Source organism: Planococcus sp. APC 3906, from assembly GCF_030407685.1.
In the GTDB taxonomy this organism is placed as follows: Bacteria; Bacillota; Bacilli; order Bacillales_A; family Planococcaceae; genus Planococcus; species Planococcus koreensis.
In genome coordinates this window covers 1-16,621 of record NZ_JASDCW010000012.1, presented here as the reverse complement: position 1 = coordinate 16,621, position 16,621 = coordinate 1, and the positions used below count along the sequence as shown (strand labels likewise).

Annotated in this window: 18 protein-coding genes and 1 tRNA gene; 11 read left to right on the top strand and 8 right to left on the bottom strand. The window is 48.5% G+C overall.

Annotated elements, in window-relative coordinates; translation table 11 throughout:
- Positions 1-45: 45 nt before the first annotated feature.
- The 3 genes from QMA09_RS08675 to QMA09_RS08665 all read right to left on the bottom strand — a co-directional run bounded on the left by QMA09_RS08675 (position 46) and on the right by QMA09_RS08665 (position 1,795).
- Positions 46-477, bottom strand: a complete 432-nt coding sequence (locus QMA09_RS08675; protein ID WP_135505606.1) for a GNAT family N-acetyltransferase — start codon at positions 475-477, stop codon at positions 46-48.
- On the bottom strand, positions 478-996 hold the full coding sequence (locus QMA09_RS08670) for a YjcG family protein (protein ID WP_135505608.1): 519 nt from the start codon (positions 994-996) through the stop codon (positions 478-480).
- Between the two features lie 76 nt (positions 997-1,072).
- A complete protein-coding gene (locus QMA09_RS08665) occupies positions 1,073-1,795 on the bottom strand; it encodes an alpha/beta hydrolase (RefSeq protein WP_290212805.1) in 723 nt (240 codons plus the stop codon).
- 102 nt (positions 1,796-1,897) lie between these two features.
- On the opposite strand from QMA09_RS08665, the gene QMA09_RS08660 reads away from it, so the two are divergent.
- The 4 genes from QMA09_RS08660 (at position 1,898) to QMA09_RS08645 (ending at position 6,204) form a co-directional block, all read left to right on the top strand.
- The gene (locus QMA09_RS08660; protein WP_135505612.1) at positions 1,898-2,482 is read left to right on the top strand and encodes a phosphatidylglycerophosphatase A family protein; all 585 of its coding nucleotides are present in this window, start codon (positions 1,898-1,900) and stop codon (positions 2,480-2,482) included.
- A 118-nt stretch (positions 2,483-2,600) separates the two neighbouring features.
- Entirely contained in the window at positions 2,601-3,581 is a 981-nt protein-coding gene (locus QMA09_RS08655) for a TAXI family TRAP transporter solute-binding subunit (protein ID WP_135505614.1), read from the top strand.
- 75 nt (positions 3,582-3,656) lie between these two features.
- Positions 3,657-4,181, top strand: a complete 525-nt coding sequence (locus QMA09_RS08650; RefSeq protein ID WP_290212804.1) for a DUF1850 domain-containing protein — start codon at positions 3,657-3,659, stop codon at positions 4,179-4,181.
- Positions 4,171-6,204 carry a TRAP transporter permease gene (locus QMA09_RS08645; RefSeq protein WP_290212803.1) on the top strand — a complete coding sequence of 678 codons (2,034 nt, stop codon included), beginning with the start codon at positions 4,171-4,173 and terminating at the stop codon, positions 6,202-6,204. The genes QMA09_RS08650 and QMA09_RS08645 overlap by 11 nt, the downstream gene beginning before the upstream one ends.
- 150 nt (positions 6,205-6,354) lie before the next feature.
- On the opposite strand, the gene QMA09_RS08640 is transcribed toward QMA09_RS08645, so the two are convergent.
- The 3 genes from QMA09_RS08640 to QMA09_RS08630 form a co-directional block, all read right to left on the bottom strand.
- A tRNA-Val gene (locus QMA09_RS08640) sits at positions 6,355-6,427 on the bottom strand.
- A 52-nt stretch (positions 6,428-6,479) separates the two neighbouring features.
- Positions 6,480-7,001: a 2'-5' RNA ligase family protein gene (locus QMA09_RS08635; protein WP_290212802.1), complete on the bottom strand. Its 522-nt coding sequence runs from the start codon at positions 6,999-7,001 to the stop codon at positions 6,480-6,482.
- 15 nt (positions 7,002-7,016) lie between these two features.
- Positions 7,017-7,727 carry a thermonuclease family protein gene (locus QMA09_RS08630; RefSeq protein WP_290212801.1) on the bottom strand — a complete coding sequence of 237 codons (711 nt, stop codon included), beginning with the start codon at positions 7,725-7,727 and terminating at the stop codon, positions 7,017-7,019.
- A 97-nt stretch (positions 7,728-7,824) separates the two neighbouring features.
- Between QMA09_RS08630 and QMA09_RS08625 the strand changes: the two genes are divergently transcribed.
- Entirely contained in the window at positions 7,825-8,661 is an 837-nt protein-coding gene (locus QMA09_RS08625; RefSeq protein WP_290212800.1) for a DNA-3-methyladenine glycosylase family protein, read from the top strand.
- Positions 8,662-8,749: 88 nt separating this feature from the next.
- Here the strand turns inward: QMA09_RS08625 and QMA09_RS08620 are convergent, their stop codons facing one another.
- On the bottom strand, positions 8,750-8,893 hold the full coding sequence (locus tag QMA09_RS08620; RefSeq protein WP_175580331.1) for a hypothetical protein: 144 nt from the start codon (positions 8,891-8,893) through the stop codon (positions 8,750-8,752).
- 117 nt (positions 8,894-9,010) lie between these two features.
- Between QMA09_RS08620 and QMA09_RS08615 the strand changes: the two genes are divergently transcribed.
- The 6 genes from QMA09_RS08615 to QMA09_RS08590 all read left to right on the top strand — a co-directional run bounded on the left by QMA09_RS08615 (position 9,011) and on the right by QMA09_RS08590 (position 14,983).
- Entirely contained in the window at positions 9,011-9,937 is a 927-nt protein-coding gene (locus tag QMA09_RS08615) for a Gfo/Idh/MocA family protein (RefSeq protein ID WP_290212799.1), read from the top strand.
- Positions 9,938-9,992: 55 nt separating this feature from the next.
- Complete coding sequence (locus QMA09_RS08610; protein ID WP_135505627.1) at positions 9,993-11,381, top strand: aldehyde dehydrogenase; 1,389 nt, start codon at positions 9,993-9,995, stop codon at positions 11,379-11,381.
- Between the two features lie 61 nt (positions 11,382-11,442).
- Positions 11,443-12,135: a response regulator transcription factor gene (locus QMA09_RS08605; RefSeq protein ID WP_290212798.1), complete on the top strand. Its 693-nt coding sequence runs from the start codon at positions 11,443-11,445 to the stop codon at positions 12,133-12,135.
- The gene (locus QMA09_RS08600) at positions 12,125-13,498 is read left to right on the top strand and encodes a sensor histidine kinase (protein ID WP_290212797.1); all 1,374 of its coding nucleotides are present in this window, start codon (positions 12,125-12,127) and stop codon (positions 13,496-13,498) included. Before QMA09_RS08605 ends, QMA09_RS08600 begins: the two co-directional genes overlap by 11 nt.
- Entirely contained in the window at positions 13,495-14,199 is a 705-nt protein-coding gene (locus QMA09_RS08595; protein ID WP_290212796.1) for a PepSY domain-containing protein, read from the top strand. The genes QMA09_RS08600 and QMA09_RS08595 overlap by 4 nt, the downstream gene beginning before the upstream one ends.
- Before the next feature lie 109 nt (positions 14,200-14,308).
- On the top strand, positions 14,309-14,983 hold the full coding sequence (locus QMA09_RS08590; RefSeq protein ID WP_290212795.1) for a PepSY domain-containing protein: 675 nt from the start codon (positions 14,309-14,311) through the stop codon (positions 14,981-14,983).
- Positions 14,984-15,014: 31 nt separating this feature from the next.
- Here the strand turns inward: QMA09_RS08590 and QMA09_RS08585 are convergent, their stop codons facing one another.
- A complete protein-coding gene (locus QMA09_RS08585) occupies positions 15,015-16,595 on the bottom strand; it encodes an ATP-binding protein (protein WP_290212794.1) in 1,581 nt (526 codons plus the stop codon).
- Between the last annotated feature and the right edge of the window lie 26 nt (positions 16,596-16,621).

Here is a 16,621-nt window from a genome sequence, read left to right as displayed (position 1 = left end):
AAAAGCAGTTCCGCTAAAAATCGCGGAACTGCTTTTTTGCATCGATTACATTAAATTTTTCACCATGGCCCGGTGCGGGATGCCCGCATCGAGGAATTCCGGTGAGCTGACTTCGTAGCCCAGCTTTTCGTAAAAAGGAATCGCGTAAGATTGCGAATTGAGTTTTAATGTGAAGAGGCCAGCGGTTTTGGCATGCTCTTCCATTTCGTTCATCATCAGTACGCCGACATGCTGTCCGCGGTACTCAGGAAGTACACAGACGCGTTCGATCTTGCCGATGCCGGATTCGGTTTCGCGGATCCGTGCAGCTGCAATCGGCTGCTCCAGATTAAAGCCGACGAAATGAGTGGCGGAATCGTCGTATTCATCCATTTCGATATGCAATGGCACACCTTGTTCTTCTACGAATACTTTTCTTCTGACATCAAAAGCCTGTTCTTTTTCAGCAGGAGTTTCAGCGATTTTAACTTTCAGCAATTAAACTTCATCTCCTGTTAAGCGGAATGTATCGTAAACGGTCCATGAGCCGTCTTCCAATTGATAAAGGATATGGAAGCGGTCGATGGTTTCTTCATGATCGATTCCGACCATTTTCAATTGGCCGAAAATATCAGCGTGTTCCGAATCGGATAGCTTCTGGGCAACTGTGATATGCGGCACAAAAGAAAACTTAGGTGCCCCGCCAAAGAAGTCTGAATGCAGATCTTCATGGATAGCTGTTAGTTCCGGTGTCGGATCCACTTTGAAATACAAGGTATTGGTCAGTGGAGCGAAGGAGCTGACGCGTGTTGCATGAATTGTGAAAGGCTTGTGGCGCTTAGCGACTTTTGCCATTTCTTCTGTCATCGCTTTGATTTGTGCTTCATCTGCTTCAAAAGCATCTTTCAGCGTAATGTGCGGCGTAATCAATTCATAATGCGGATCGTAGCGTTTGCGGTAAGAGTTCGCAACGTCTTGTAATTTTTTTGATGGGAATGCAACAACACCATATTTCATAAAAAGGCCTCCTCGTCAGTAGTAACTAGTTCATAGATCATTATATCAAAAAAAGGTTGGCAGCAGTGAATTCCGCCTACATGCCGAAATTCTGAACCAACGCACGTTTCAAATCAGGCTGCCAATGCTTCCACGTGTGGTCTCCATCAAATTCTTCATAGAAGATGGAAAATCCTTTATTCTTCATTAATTCATTCAGCTGCCGGTTCGGTTCCACAAAGTCTTCAGTTCCGCCGGATGTCAATTTCACAGCCGTCTCGCCTTTGCCGATGACGTGGTATACCGTGAAAGGCTGGGCGGATTTGAAATTCTCGACGGAGGCAAGCAGCTCCTTGCCGACTTTAGGCGATTGCAAAATGACGCGCCCGAAAATGTTCGGGTACCGGAGTGCTGCACTCAGTGATACGGTCGCCGCTAACGAATCGCCGATCAGCGTCCGGCCCATGCCGACTTGGTAGGTTGGGTAATGTTCATCCAGGTAAGGCGCAAGTTCGTGCGCGAGAAAGCGCAAATAGGCGCCGTGCTGTTTACCGGTGGGCTCGTATTTATTGTTGCGGTCTTCGACGCTCTTATAAGGGACGCCTACAACGATGATGTTCTCGATTTCTTTGTTGTCGAGCAATTCATCAACGATACGGGGAATGCGCCCAAGCTGGAAATAATCTTTGCCATCCGATGCAATCAGGACGGTATATTTATATAATGGTGAATAATTTGCAGGAAGGTAAACCAATAATTGCATCTTTTCCTGCAATTCGTTGCTGTAAAGCGAGATATCTTGCACAGTCCCTCTGTTCATCCATATGCCCCCTTATTTGAATCTGTATGAAAATTGTAACATATCCTCAGCTATTGGTATAATCACCATGTAAGCAAACGTTATCAGGAAAGGGGTTTTTCTATGAACGGCGGGAATTCAAGAGTCCATTCCGAAGAAGTGACAAAAGCGGCACATGAAGCACTCCGGAACAGAGGAGTGACAGTCGAAGACATCGCGGAGATCGTCCTTGAGATGCAGCTTCCATTTAATGCGGGGCTGACGCTAGCGCATTGCGTCGAATCTGTTGAAAGCGTCCTTCAAAAACGTGAAATGCAGCATGCCTTGCTCGTGGGGATCGAGCTGGATGTCTTATCTGAACAAGGAAAACTGTCCCAACCGCTCCAACAGATTGTCGAATCGGATGAAGGGCTGTTCGGCGTCGATGAAATGATCGGGCTGGGAGCGGTTCTAACTTATGGCAGCATCGCCGTGACGACTTTTGGCCATCTCGATAAAAACAAAGGCGGCATTATCAATCGGCTTGATACAAAGGTAGGAGAAGAAGTCCATACTTTCCTCGACGATTTGGTATGCAGCATTGCAGCGTGTGCTTCAGCGAGGATTGCCCACCGCACACGAGATCTGGAAGAAAAAGGCATGACGTTCGAAGACATTCCACCCGAAGCAACGGCTCCTGAGAGTCATGTGGAAGGCGCAGAAACTTAAGTTGGCGTCATTCGGGACTAACGATACCCTGTATTTTCAAAATCAGATGGCAATTGGATAGAAAGTCATGTTAAGATATTATTGGAAACATTTAATTTATTGAAGGGGAGGTCAATTCATGCAGAAAAAGAAATTTGGGGTTTTAGCGGCAATCACGTTGGCTGGTTCAGTCTTTTTAGCAGGCTGCGGCGGCGGAGAAACAGCAGAAGAAGGCGGTTCAGGAGGGTCAGCGGATCCGGAATTCCTCAGCATCTTGACTGGCGGAACAACAGGAACGTATTATCCACTTGGTGGGGCAATGGCGACAATCGTTGAAAACGAAACCGGCATTGACACTACGGCAGAATCTTCCCAGGCTTCAGCAGCAAATATGACGGCTTTGGCTGATGGCGGAGCGCAGATCGCATTCGTTCAGACGGATACGGCGTTCTACGCAGCTGAAGGAACGAATATGTTTGAAGGGGAAAAAATCGATACCGTTTCGGCAATCGGTGCCCTTTATCCTGAAACAATCCAGTTGGTCACAACAGCAGATTCAGGCATTGCGACCTTCGACGATTTAGCAGGCAAGAAGATTTCGGTCGGAGCACCTGGTTCAGGGACTTATATCAATGCAGAGCAATTGCTTGAAGTTCATGGCATGACGATGGACGACATCGATGCACAGAACTTGGACTTCGGCGAGTCACAGGAAAGCTTGCAAGCTGGCCAAATCGATGCAGCGTTTATCACAGCAGGAACACCGACTGGCGCTGTTGAAAGCTTAAGCGCAACTGCAGACGTTGTTATCGTGCCAGTGGCAGAAGACAAAGCAACAGAGCTCATTGAAAAGTACCCATACTACGCGAACGACACTGTGCCATCAGGAACTTACGGGTTGACTGAAGACGTGCCGACGGTTTCGGTATTGGCAATGCTGGTCGTTCAAAACGATCTTTCAGAAGATCTGGTCTACGACATAACGAAAGCGATTTATGAAAACACGGATCAAATCCAGCACGCCAAAGCGGCATTCATCAAATCCGAAACAGCTTTGGATGGAATCGGCATCAATATCCACCCAGGCGCGCAAAAATATTTTGATGAAGTAAACCAATAAAAGCTAAAAGATAATGGGCGATAAAGCGGAAGCTTTATCGTCGTTATTTTTTTTCACTGATAGAGGAGGCTTTTTATGCAGCCAAAGCCAGCGCGCCGTATTCTCTTGCCGCTGCTAGCCTTCATTCTCGGCATCTCCGCTCTGCTGTTTGCGCCCATCCAGAAAAGCTTCACATTCACAGATAACCGGACAGGCGATATCACCGCCTATTTGCGTATAAAAGAACCATCTTTCCAAATAAAATACATCCACTCGATTCATCTCTCGGAAGTGCTCGAAAGCTATAAAATCCTTCCCGGCGATTCACTGCAACTGACAGCGCTGGAATACGAGGATTTTAATATCGGCATGCCTTCAAATGCAGGAGAAGGCGAGACCTTTGTCGAAAAGGACGGAAAGTATTTTATTGAAGGAATGGACAGGCGCATGGATGAGTTCCGGCTGTTTGTCGGTGATGTGGATGCGGGGCTGTTTTTTGTAGCAGATGGCGAAGAATACGATTTGAAAAAAACACTTGCACGTGGCAAGTCATACACATTCAATGTGCAGCGCATCTCAGTCTATCAGCAATTAAAAGGAGTGAATCTCGATGACCGATAAATTGCCGCCAGAAGAAAGAGAAGAAAAGAAACTTCCGCCGGAAGATGAACATTACGTTTCGGAGGAAAAGCAAAAAGAGATTTTGCAGAAGTACGACCCCGAATCGAATACCCGCGATTTGAGCGGCACGATGAAGCATGTTGTGTTCTACGGCTTACTCGCTTTTTCATTATTTCAATTATATACAGCTATTTTTGGCCAATACACAGCGTACATTCAACGTTCGATTCACTTAGGATTCGCTCTATCGCTGATTTTCATCTTATTTCCAGCCCGCAAGCGCCATGGGGCCCGCGCGAAAGTCGCAATTTATGATTATGTGCTGTCTTTGCTGGCAGTGGGTGTCGGCTTATATTGGCCGATTATGTATGATGATTTAGTATTCCGTTTAGGCCGCGTCACAGAAATGGATTTGATTGTCGGGATATTAGCGGTTCTCTTAACGCTTGAAGCTACACGCCGCGCTGTCGGCTTGCCGATTACAATCATTGCATCCATTTTCTTGACCTATACGTTTTTCGGACCTTATTTCCCAGGTTTCCTGCGCCATCGCGGGCAGGATCTTGAATCAGTCATTCAGCTGATGTTCTACACAACAGATGGTATTCTAGGGACGCCAATCAGCGTTTCAGCTACATTCATCTTCGTGTTCCTATTGTTCGGCTCATTCCTGGTGAAAACCGGAGTCGGCATGTATTTCAATGATTTGGCTGTTTCGCTTGCTGGCCATTTGACGGGCGGACCCGCAAAAGTCGCCATCTTCTCAAGTGCATTGCAAGGGACGATTTCTGGGAGTTCTGTTGCAAACGTAGTAACATCGGGATCGTATACAATTCCAATGATGAAAAAATTAGGCTATAAAAAAGAATTTGCGGGCGCTGTAGAGGCTGCCGCTTCGACAGGCGGACAAATCATGCCGCCAATCATGGGGGCCGCGGCATTCCTGATGGTCGAGTTCATCGGCGGCATTACGTATTGGGAAATTGCCAAAGCAGCTGCTATTCCTGCTATCCTCTATTTCACCGGCGTTTGGATCATGACGCATTTTGAAGCGAAACGGGTCGGGTTGAAAGGCTTGAGCAAAGAAGAGATGCCGGACCGCAAAGAAGTCTTGAAGAAAATTTACCTATTGCTGCCGATTGTAGCAATCATCGTTTTCCTGCTTGTCGGGATTCCGACGATGCACGCCGCTTTATACGGCATTTTGCTGACTATACTTGTCAGTGCGTTCAATAAAGAAACAAGATTGAGTTTTAAAGACATGATCCACGCATTGGTTGACGGTGCAAGAACTGCACTTGCTGTAGCAGCCGCAACGGCCGCTGCCGGAATCATCGTCGGGGTGGTCGTTAAAACCGGCCTCGGATTGAGCTTGGCAAACGGCCTGGTTTCCGCTTCAGGCGGAAACATTCTGCTGACGCTGTTCTTTACGATGTTGGCGGCAATCGTCCTCGGAATGGGGTCGCCGACAACGGCGAACTACGTTATCACATCAACGATCGCTGCACCGGCAATCATCACGTTATTGATGATTGATGAGCCGGTCGGCGCTGCCGTACCGATTGTGGTCGCGCTATCTGCCCATTTGTTCGTGTTCTATTTCGGCATCATTGCCGATATCACTCCGCCGGTTGCGCTTGCTGCGTTCGCCGCTTCAGGGATATCCGGTGGAGAGCCGATCAAGACGGGCTTTATCGCTGCCAAATTGGCAGCAGCTGCATTCATCATTCCGTATATGTTTGTGTTGTCTCCAGCGCTGCTGATGATCGACACGACCCTGCCGGAATTGATTTGGGTGCTGATAACAGCATTCACCGGAATGATAGCCATCGGAGCTGGATTAATCGGCTTCTGGTACCGCAAGCTGAACTGGATCGAACGGATCATTGCGTTCGCAACAGGCTTGGCATTGATTTACCCAGAAGGCGTGACCGATACGATCGGAGCGATTTCGTTCATCATCCTGTTTGTTCTGCAATGGATGTCGCGCGAAAAGAAAACACCGAAAACAATAGAAGCATAAGAAAAGCGCTGCCCGACAAAATCGGAGCAGCGCTTTTTTGCGTGTTCACCGCAAAATCAATTTTATTCGAATATATAATCGTGCAAAAGCAATAAAACACAAAAAAACGCGCAAGCTCGAAAGCTGCGCGTTTTCTTTCTCGTACTCTTATGATTCCTACTGGGCTCGAACCAGCGACCTCTACCCTGTCAAGGTAGCGCTCTCCCAGCTGAGCTAAGGAATCTCAATTACCAGGACAAATATAATTATATCGCGTCCTGGTGAAAAGTCAATAACTATTCTGAAAGAAAAATACTCCAATCGTTTTGTGCTTTTCCTTGCATGATCGACCAACATTCAATGGCGACAGCTTTGCCGCTGAACGGTTCGAATTCCATGGAAAGGCGAGCGAACATGGGTCCCCAGTATGGCGGAGCGATGTTTTTTGTGATTGTCGCATGCGGCACCCAATGGTTCGGCAAATAATGATCCTGCTGGCCGGTAAAGTCGCGGGCCGCCAAGTTGATGGCCTGGTGGAAAACTTTCAATGCGTCAGTAGATGCAGGTGCTGTGTAGAATACGCCTTGCTGCTTGAAAAAGCCAAGAGAGCCGAATTGCAGAGGCAATTGTGCAGTTTGTTCAGCCAAAGGGGCAAGAGCATTTTTCAAGTCAGCCGGATTGTTTTGCTCAAATACCTGCAACGTCATATGCGGCGGCAGCATCGCAGTAGAGTCGAGGCTCGCCGCATTCGCTTGTTTTTGCAGGTGTTCTATTTTATTGGACGTTGTGTAGTCGAACCTTAAAACGATTGCTTGCATCAATATCTTCCTCCATTATTGGCCGGTGCTTTGGAAGCCGGCTTGCTGTGCTTCTTGTTCGGTGCAGAACCATTCTTCCGGATTGGTTTGTTCATAGGAACCTTCTCCTGGCATATGGTATATCTTCTTGCCGCTGCGGTTGATGTTGCCTTTGATCCGGCAGTCATTAGTTGCTGCCGGTGGAGTGGTGCCTCCATAAGCATTCGAGTTGAAGCCGCGGCTCGTCGAATAATTTTCATACTCCCAGATACCGGTTCCGGCATCTTTCGCTTTTTGCTCGACTTGTTCAAAAGCGTCGAGGTGGCGGGTATTCGGGGGATAAACGTAAGCGACACGCGCCATACCCGATTCCAGCAGCTGTTCCTGGACGCTTTCGCCGTCTACGTAAATGTAGGCAAGCAGTCTGCCGTAATCATCGAAACGTTCTCCGACATCAAATTCGATCGAAATATCCCCGGAATTTATGATGCGCTTGTTTTCCGCTGTTGCCTCTTTTCCAAGCGGCTGTTCGCCAAGCCGCGGATGGTTGGTCTCGGGTGTATCGACCAATAGGTAGCGAACGGTTTCTTCTTTGCCTTCGTACATGATTTTTATGGTGTCGCCGTCGATGACAGAGCTTACTTCCACGTCGATTTGGTCTTCAGTTCCCGCCGTATCCGTGGAATCAACGAGACCGCATCCCGAAAGGGCTGTTATCAGCAGCAGTAAACCAGCAAATTTTTTCATAGTTAGTCCATCTCCTATTCCTCCATTATATTTTCCAAGGATGCTGCTTGCAAACCCGAACACATTCGGCTAACTTTGAAAAAAGAGGGGGATCGCAATGCATTTGACACTACCATTCTATTACGACTTTGACCGGGTGCTCGAACGGCTGTCACTCGACCCGCTCCACGCGGTGTCGCTTTCTGAGCGGCTCGTTCGTATTCCCATGCCGGAAGGCAATATTGTGGCCGTGAAAGCTGAAGGCACAAGCGAGAATCCCGTTTTTTTACTGGAAGGCATGGAGATGGGCCAATTGGAACATCTCTCGGAAATTTTCCATTTCAATCAATCATTGGAGCCGGTCGCAGAACATTTCAGCGGCACCAGCTTGGCGCTTTTATTCGAGCAGCATAAAGGGACGCCATTGGTGCGTGAATTCTCCTTATACGGGGCGTTGATGAAAAGCATTATCCACCAGCAATTGAATTTGTCGTTCGCCCACACACTTTCCAGCCGCTTCGTCCAGACCTATGGCCATGAAAAGGAAGGGGTGTGGTTTTACCCGGAGCCCGGCAAAATCGCAGCGCTGCAGCCTGAAGAGCTGCGAAAGCTCCAATTCAGCACACGTAAAGCGGAATACGTCATCGGCCTGTCGCAGGCGGTCGCGTCCGGAACTCTGCGTTTGGACGAGCTGGCACAAAAATCAGATGAAGAGGCTGCGGCTGAGCTGGTTTCATACCGCGGCATCGGACCATGGACGGCACAGAGTTTTCTGATGTTCGGCCTTGGCCGGCCGAATCTATTCCCGCTGGCGGACATCGGCTTGCAGAATGCCTTGAAAATCCAATGGGCGCGGGCAGATAAGCCGAAAGCTGAAGAAATCCTGCAGCATTTGCCGGAATGGAGCCCTTATTTATCTTATGCGACGCTTTATCTTTGGCGCAGCGTCGAATAGACAACAAAGCAAAACGCCTTTCCATGATGCTTCTGGAAAGGCGTTTTTATGTACTGTGGCTGCGAAGTCTGATGATCAGCTTAGCCAATTATGCTTGTTGCTCCAAGTCGGAAGGGATAGCTGCATGATACAGAAAGGACTCCTGATCGGCTGTTTCCATCTTGTCTTTGTCAATACCGACTTCAAGTTCGCCTGAGAAAATAGGTTCCCACCAATTCGCTTGTTTTTCCATCGTCTATTCCTCCTCTAATCCAGTTGAATTGTTTGACTATTCTATACCCCGAAAGGTTACACTAATAAACAAGGACATTGAAAATAAGCCACTCGGCTTTCAGAAAAGGGGAGAATTATGATTTCAATCGGTATGATCGGAGCGGGCATCGTAGGTGAACGCATCATTAAGCAAATCCAACAAGAAGGAAAAGTGGACATTAAAGCGGCTTTTGATGAGCAGCAGGAGCGGCTGGATTATTTGAATGAAACTTACGGCGTTCCCATAGCTGACTCGCTGGAAGCAGTATTGCATTCGGAAATCGACTGGCTGTATATCGGCACGCCGCCAGCTTCCCATGCCTCCATCGCCAAACTTGCGGCAAGCGCGGGCATCAATGTGCTGAGCGAAAAGCCCCTTGCCCATGATGCAGAGGCAGGCCAGGAAATGGCGGAAGCTGCAGACAGAAACCGCATTCGGACCGCTATGCATTTTCCGCTGATGTATAAGCCGGCAGTGCATGAAATGGTGAAACGGATCCGCGGCGGAAGCATTGGAAAAATTACGCGCGTCGAACTGCAGACATTTTTCCCGGATTGGCCGCGCGGATGGCAGCAGACCCCTTGGATCGGCTCGCGGAGCCAAGGCGGTTTTGTGCGCGAAGTCTTCCCGCATTATCTGCAGCTGATCCACCGCATTTTTGGCGGCTTGTCAATTCAGCACCACATCGTTACGTATCCGGAACAAGCGGACCTGTGCGAAACCGGGTTGCTCGCCCATGGCGTGATTGCGGACGGCACTCCGCTTTTGTTGTCGGGAATCAGCGGCATCGGACAAAAAGAGTTGCTGCAATTCAAGGTTTACGGCGATCAAGGTGTGCTGACGCTGGAAAATTGGTCGAACTTGTATGAAGAAAGAAAGTACGAAGAACGCAAGGAGCTGACTGAATTCGATCCAGTGCCGACCTTGTTTGAATCGCTGCAGCAGCAATCCACTTTGCTGGTGCCGTTTGAAGAAGGGCTGATCGTCCAACGGCACGTCGATCATTTATTGAATAACGGATGATTGCCGCATTGCGTAAAGGGTAAAGAAGAGCATGAACGAAAATGGAGGTAAGAGGATGAATTTCACAGCAACAGACGTCGAGAATATGATTGAACAACAGCGGGAGTATTTTTATACGGGTGCAACCAAGCCTGCCGCTTTCAGAAAAGCCCAATTAGCCCGCTTGAAAAGCGTGATTGCAGCCCACGACAGCGAAATCGTCAAAGCGTTAAAGCAAGATTTAGGGAAAAGCGAATTTGAAGCTTATGCGACAGAAGTCGGCTTTGTCCTCGACAGCATCAATTACATGATTGAAAACGTGGATTCCTGGATGAAGCCGGAACCTGTCAAAACGCCGCTTCACTTGCATCCGGCGAAAAGCATGATCATCCGTGAACCATATGGCTCGGTGCTCGTCATCGGCCCGTTCAATTACCCGTTCCAATTGGTGATGGAGCCGCTGGTCGGTGCCATCGTCGGCGGCAATTGCGCCATCGTCAAACCATCTGAAACGACGCCGAACGTCGCCGCAGTCATCCGGACAATTCTGGAAGAGGCGTTCCCGCCTTATTACGTCCGAGTGGTCGAGGGAGAACGCGAGGAAGTGAGCGCGCTGATCCATGCGCCTTTCGATTACATTTTCTTCACAGGCAGCGTCAATGTGGGGAAAATCGTCATGAAAGCTGCATCCGAAAGGTTGACGCCGATCACCTTGGAGCTGGGCGGCAAAAGCCCGGCAATCGTCGACCAGACAGCAAACCTCGATCTTGCGGCAAAACGCGTCGCATGGGGGAAATTGATGAACAAAGGCCAGACATGTGTTGCGCCGGATTATGTCTGTGTGCATGAATCGGTAAAAGATGAGTTCATGGAAAAACTATTGGCGAACATCCGCAATTTTTATGGGAAAGATGCCCAGAAGAGCCCGGATTACGGGCGCATCGTCAGCCAAGGCCATTTTGACCGCCTCGTTGACATCATTGAAAAAGAAAAAGCGAATATTATAGTCGGGGGCCACAGCGACCGGGCAGATTTGTACATCGAACCCGTTGTGCTGGACAATATCCATTTCGACAGCCCTTCGATGGAAGACGAATTGTTCGGCCCAATCTTGCCGGTCATCACGTACAATGATTTTCCGGCATTGCTGCGGCAAATCCGCAAATTGCCAAAACCGCTTGCGGCTTACCTGTTCTCGGAGAATGACCGGGCAATCGACTTTTTCCTGGACGAGCTGCCATTCGGCGGCGGCTGCATCAACGACACGGTTTCCCATGTCGGCAGCGCCCACCTTCCTTTTGGTGGAATCGGGACGTCCGGCGTGAACTCGTACCACGGCAAATACAGTTTTGAAACATTCACGCATGCCAAATCGATTTTGAAAAAATCGACGAGATTATCGACGAATGTTTTATTCCCTCCTTATAAAGATAAAGTGAAATTTGTCAGACGATTATTGAAATAAGCGGCCTTCAGGTCGCTTTTTCCATTTCCGGATATTATGATAAAAAGAAAGGGGTGGCACGATGGCGGAGCGCATATTAATCGTCGAAGATGAAAAAAGCATAGCGCGTGTACTTGAGTTGGAACTTACATATGAAGGCTACGAAACAGGTGTTTCCCATACTGGGGCTGACGGGCTGATCAAATTCCGTGAAAAGCCGTGGGATTTGGTGCTGCTTGATTTGATGTTGCCTGAAATCAATGGGCTGGATGTGCTTAAACGAATACGGGCATCAGATCCCGTGATTCCGGTCATTTTGCTGACGGCCAAAAACGATGTCAAAGACAAAGTGGCGGGACTCGATCTTGGCGCAAACGATTACGTCACCAAGCCATTTGAAATCGAAGAAGTATTGGCGCGCATCCGCGCCTGCCTCCGTTTGACGACCGGTTCAGGAAATTCTTCGCTGCACCGGTTCGGGGAGCTGGAACTGAACGAAAGCACAAGGGAAGTTTCCCGTGCGGGCCGCCAAGTGGAATTGACGCCGCGCGAGTTCGACTTGCTGCTGTATTTCTTGCGGAATCCATTGCAGGTGCTTAGCCGGGAACAAGTGCTGAATGCAGTATGGGGCTACGATTATTACGGCGATACGAATGTCATCGATGTCTATATCCGTTATTTGCGCAAAAAAGTGGATGCCGGTGAATCGACTACCTATATCCAAACGGTCAGGGGAATCGGCTATGTCCTAAAGGAGCAGGCAAATGAAGCTTAAGCAAAAAATCCATTTATGGTCATCGCTGCTGATGCTGGTGATTTTAGGTGTACTCACCGCGGTTATTTATTTTTCGTTCAGCGAACTGGCTTTTGATACTGAAGTGAGCCAGCTGCAGACCGAGCTCGAAACCGTCGTCACCGCAGTCAATGACAATCCCGCTGATGATCCGGTCGATATTTTACGGGGCTATGTGCCGGCGGACGGATTGGTCCGTGCAGTTTCAGGCAGCACCAAATTGATCCGGGACATTCAGGATCCGGATGTGGCGGTGCAATTTCCTGCAGAGCTGCCGGAAATTGCCGGCATCATCGAAGTGGAGGAAAGCCGGTTCGCATATGTGACTGCCCCGATCATCTGGACGGACGGCGAAGTGGCGGAGCTGGTGATGGCGCAATCACTGGACGAAGTATCCGCTAATTTGCAATCGCTGCGCTTCGTATTGCTGGCGGCAGTTGCAGTTGCAATGATTCCGATCATCCTCTCAAGTGCGGTGCTGGGCCGGCTCGTGACCAAACCGGTGACGGATTTGACCAATACGATGACGCGCATCCAGAAAAGTGGGCAATTCGAGAAGTTGCCGCTCACCGAGACAGCAAAAGATGAAATCGGCGAGATGGGCAGTACGTTCAATGAAATGATGGAGCTCTTGGAAGAAAATTACCGCAAGCAGGAAGAATTTGTGTCGAATGCCTCGCATGAACTGAAAACGCCATTGACCGTTATCAGCAGCTACGCAAAGCTGCTGCAGCGCCAAGGCATGGAAGATCCTGCGATTGCGGAAGAAAGCCTAGCGGCAATCCGTATGGAAACCGAGCGCATGAATTCGCTGATCGAGCAATTGCTCCATATCGCGAGGCGCAGCGAAACGCAATTGGAGCTTGCGAATGTGAATTTGCCGGAAGTGCTGGGCCAGACGGTCAAAGTGATGCAGACTTCTTTCAATCGGGAATTCCGGCTGATCGGGGGCCAACAGGCGATTATCGTGGAAACAGATGTGCCGAAACTTAAGCAATTGCTGTATATCTTGCTCGATAATGCACGAAAGTACAGTTCAGACCGCATCGAAGTTATTGTCAAAAACGAAGGTGCGCCGACCATTCAAATCCGGGATTTTGGCATCGGCATTCCGAAAGAGTCGCTGCCATTCGTTTTTGAACGCTTTTACCGGGTGGACAAAGCGCGCAGCAGGGATTCGGGAGGTTTCGGCCTTGGCTTGTCGCTGGCTAAACAGCTGGCCGACGCACTCCATGCCGAGCTGGAAATCGAAAGCATCGAAAATATGGGCACCACGGTTTCCATCGTTTTCTCAGGAGATTTTAATGTTCAGCCTGTAAACTTGAAGCAGGAGGGATTGCGATGAAAAAATGGATTTTCATGGCTGCTGCCACGGCCATAATAGCGATTGCAGCGATGGTCTACCTCTTATCCGGTGGCGGAAAAGATGACAGCATCAGCGCTGCACAAGCAGGCGAGGCGGTCATTTCGCAATACGGCGGTGTCATTGAAGAAACTGCCCTTACAGGAGAGATTTACGAAGTGGGGTTCACGAGGGAAGATGGCAAATACAAAGCGGGAGTCGACAGGTCGACGGGGCGTGTGCTGTCAGTTGAGCTTATTGAAAAAGCTTCCGAGCCCGTACCAGAGAAATTGACTGAAGATGAAGCGAAGGCGATTGCCGTGAAAGAAGCTGGTGGCGTAGCAGGGGCAATTCGCTACGCAGAAGAGGCGAATGAGTACGAGGTGGACATCACGGAAGGTTCAACAAAGAAAACCGTTTTTGTTGCGGCTGATTCAGGAGATATCCGGAAAATCACGGATGTTGCTGCTGAAATGCCTGAGCCAGAACCTGCTCCTGAGCCGGAACCCGTGCTCAGCCAGCAAGAAGCCATAGCGATTGCCAAAGAAACGCTTGACGGGGAAGTCCAGGAAGTGGAATTTACGGAAACCACAGATGGCGGCTATTATTTGATCGAAATTGAAAACGAAGAACTGGTTAAAGAAGCGACAGTCCAGATCCACGCCATCCGGGGAGAAACGATGACTGTGGAATGGGATGATTGATCATTAACAGCAGCTCATGGAGTTCTCATCAATTTCTCATAAAGCCTTAACTGTTTTCACAGAAGGGGCGGCTATAGTAAAGGTATACCAAATGAGGAGGAGAATGAATATGAAAAAAATGATCTACATTCCAGCAGCAGCAGCAGGTATTCTAGCATTGGGTGGAGTCGCTTGGGCGAACACGGATGCAGCACCGACGGACAGCAAGGTGCAGGCAGAAAACAGCACAGACCTTAAGGCAGACGCTTCACCATCAACAAACCAGCCCGGGTTTCTGACATTCGATGAAGCTTCTGCAAAAGCGCTTCAGGAAGTTGACGGCAAAATTACGGATATCGAACTTGACCGCGATGACCGTGTACCGCATTTCGAAATTGACATCGACAAAGATGGCTACGACTATGACTTGAAGCTGGACGCCGTTACAGGTGAAATCCTTCAGCAAAAGCGGGAAAAAGACGATAACGATGATGACCGGGATGACAATTACTCATCGGATGAAAATTCATCTTCAGCAGCGGCCGCAACTGGCGATTACATCTCTTCAAATGAAGCTATCGCTGCAGCTGAAAAAGTGGCAAGCGGCACCATCGAAGATGTGGAAATGGATAACGATGACGGCGTGGCCTATTACGAAATCAAATTTGAAGACGGCCGAACAGAACATGAAGTTTATGTAAATGCAAAAGATGGTTCCATCTTAAAACACGAAATTGATAACGATGAAGATGAAGATGATGATGATCGAGATGACAACGATGATGATGATCGATTCGACGACTAAAACACAAAAAGGGCCCCTTGGAGGCCCTTTTTTAAATGCATGGCAGCAAAGCGGTGGCGATTGTACCTGTTCCTTCCCGGCTTTCAATTGTCAGCGTGCCGTTGTGCTCCTGGACAATTTTCTGGGAAATCAGTAATCCGAGGCCGGTGCCAGTGGCTTTTGTCGTATAAAACGGTTCAAAGATCATAGCCAAGGTTTCAGGAGAAATCCCCGCCCCGTTATCATGCAGCCGCATTGAAACGTGGCTGTCGGTATGCCCTTCGACTCTCAGTTCAATAATGCCTGTTCTGTCCAGACCGTCAATCGCCTCGATGGCATTTTTAATCAAGTTGATGAAAACTTGCTTCATTTGATGTTCTTCGCCATTGATGAAATAATCTTCCTGCTCCCAACAAGAACTGAAAGTAATGCCGCGCATATTCATCTCAGGACCGAACAGCATGATAATATCACCCATGACTTTCTTTAAACTTATTTTCCGCACGTATGAAGGCTGGGGTTTGGCGAGGACCAGGAATTCACTGATGATTAAATTGATGCGCTCGATTTCAGAATGAATGAGTTTTGTGTATTCCTTGTATGGGTAATCCTCATCGTTGTCCATCATCTGGACAAAGCCCGAAATGACGGTCATCGGATTGCGGATTTCGTGGGCGACGCCAGCGGCAATTTCGCCTGTCAGCTTTAATTTTTCCGCTTGCAGAATCAATTTTTCTGCATCTTTCTTATACGATATATCTCTTGAAATTATTGACGTGGCAATCACATTACCAACTTCATCCGTGATTGGCGAGAGGGTGATCTGCACATCGAATCGGCTTCCGTCTTTCTTCAAGTCCTGTGTTTCCAACAGGGAGAAACTTTCCCCTTGCTGGACCCGGAGTGTTCGTTCGGCGACTTCGTCATAGCGGTCTTCGGGAACCAGCGGCAGCGATCTGCCGAGGCATTCTTCCTGTGTCCAGCCATAGAGCTCTTCGAAGGCAGGATTTATGGCGATGATTTTATTGTCCACATCAAAAACCGCGATGGCGTCTTTCGCAGTTTCAAAAAACAGATGCAGGTAGCCTTCTTTTGACAACAATGCCCGCTCCATCGATTCGTTCTTTTTTTCAATTTGTGTCCATACCTTTCTGAAGAAAACAGAATGAAGGACCGTCATGGCAAGAACGAAAAAGATGAAAACGAAAAGGGTCAGGTTAACGTAAAACATAGGTGCCCGCCCGCCTAACTGGTCGAACACGAATGCCAGCAACAGGATTTCAATTGCGGACAAAATACCGAGGCCAATAATGGGCAAAGTATCGTAGTATAATGCTGATGCCACAATCGGAATGGCAAAATAGACGATATTGACTGCCGCAACGGTTTCGAAATTCAAAATGAACACCGACAGATTCATCAGCAATAGAATGGTGATTTCCAGCGCGCGCTCGTTTATTTTCATCCGATGAAGCACCACAAGCAATATGTATGATAAAATGCCGAAAGCGATTGAATAATAGGGAAGAGTTTCTCCAGTTACGTAATGGATAAAGGTATGTATCAAATGGGCCAATCCGAATAAGTGGATGAACAATCTGTTCCTGTAGCGGTTCGTTGCAATGCGTTCCATGATTCACCTCAAAAAATCGATTTGCC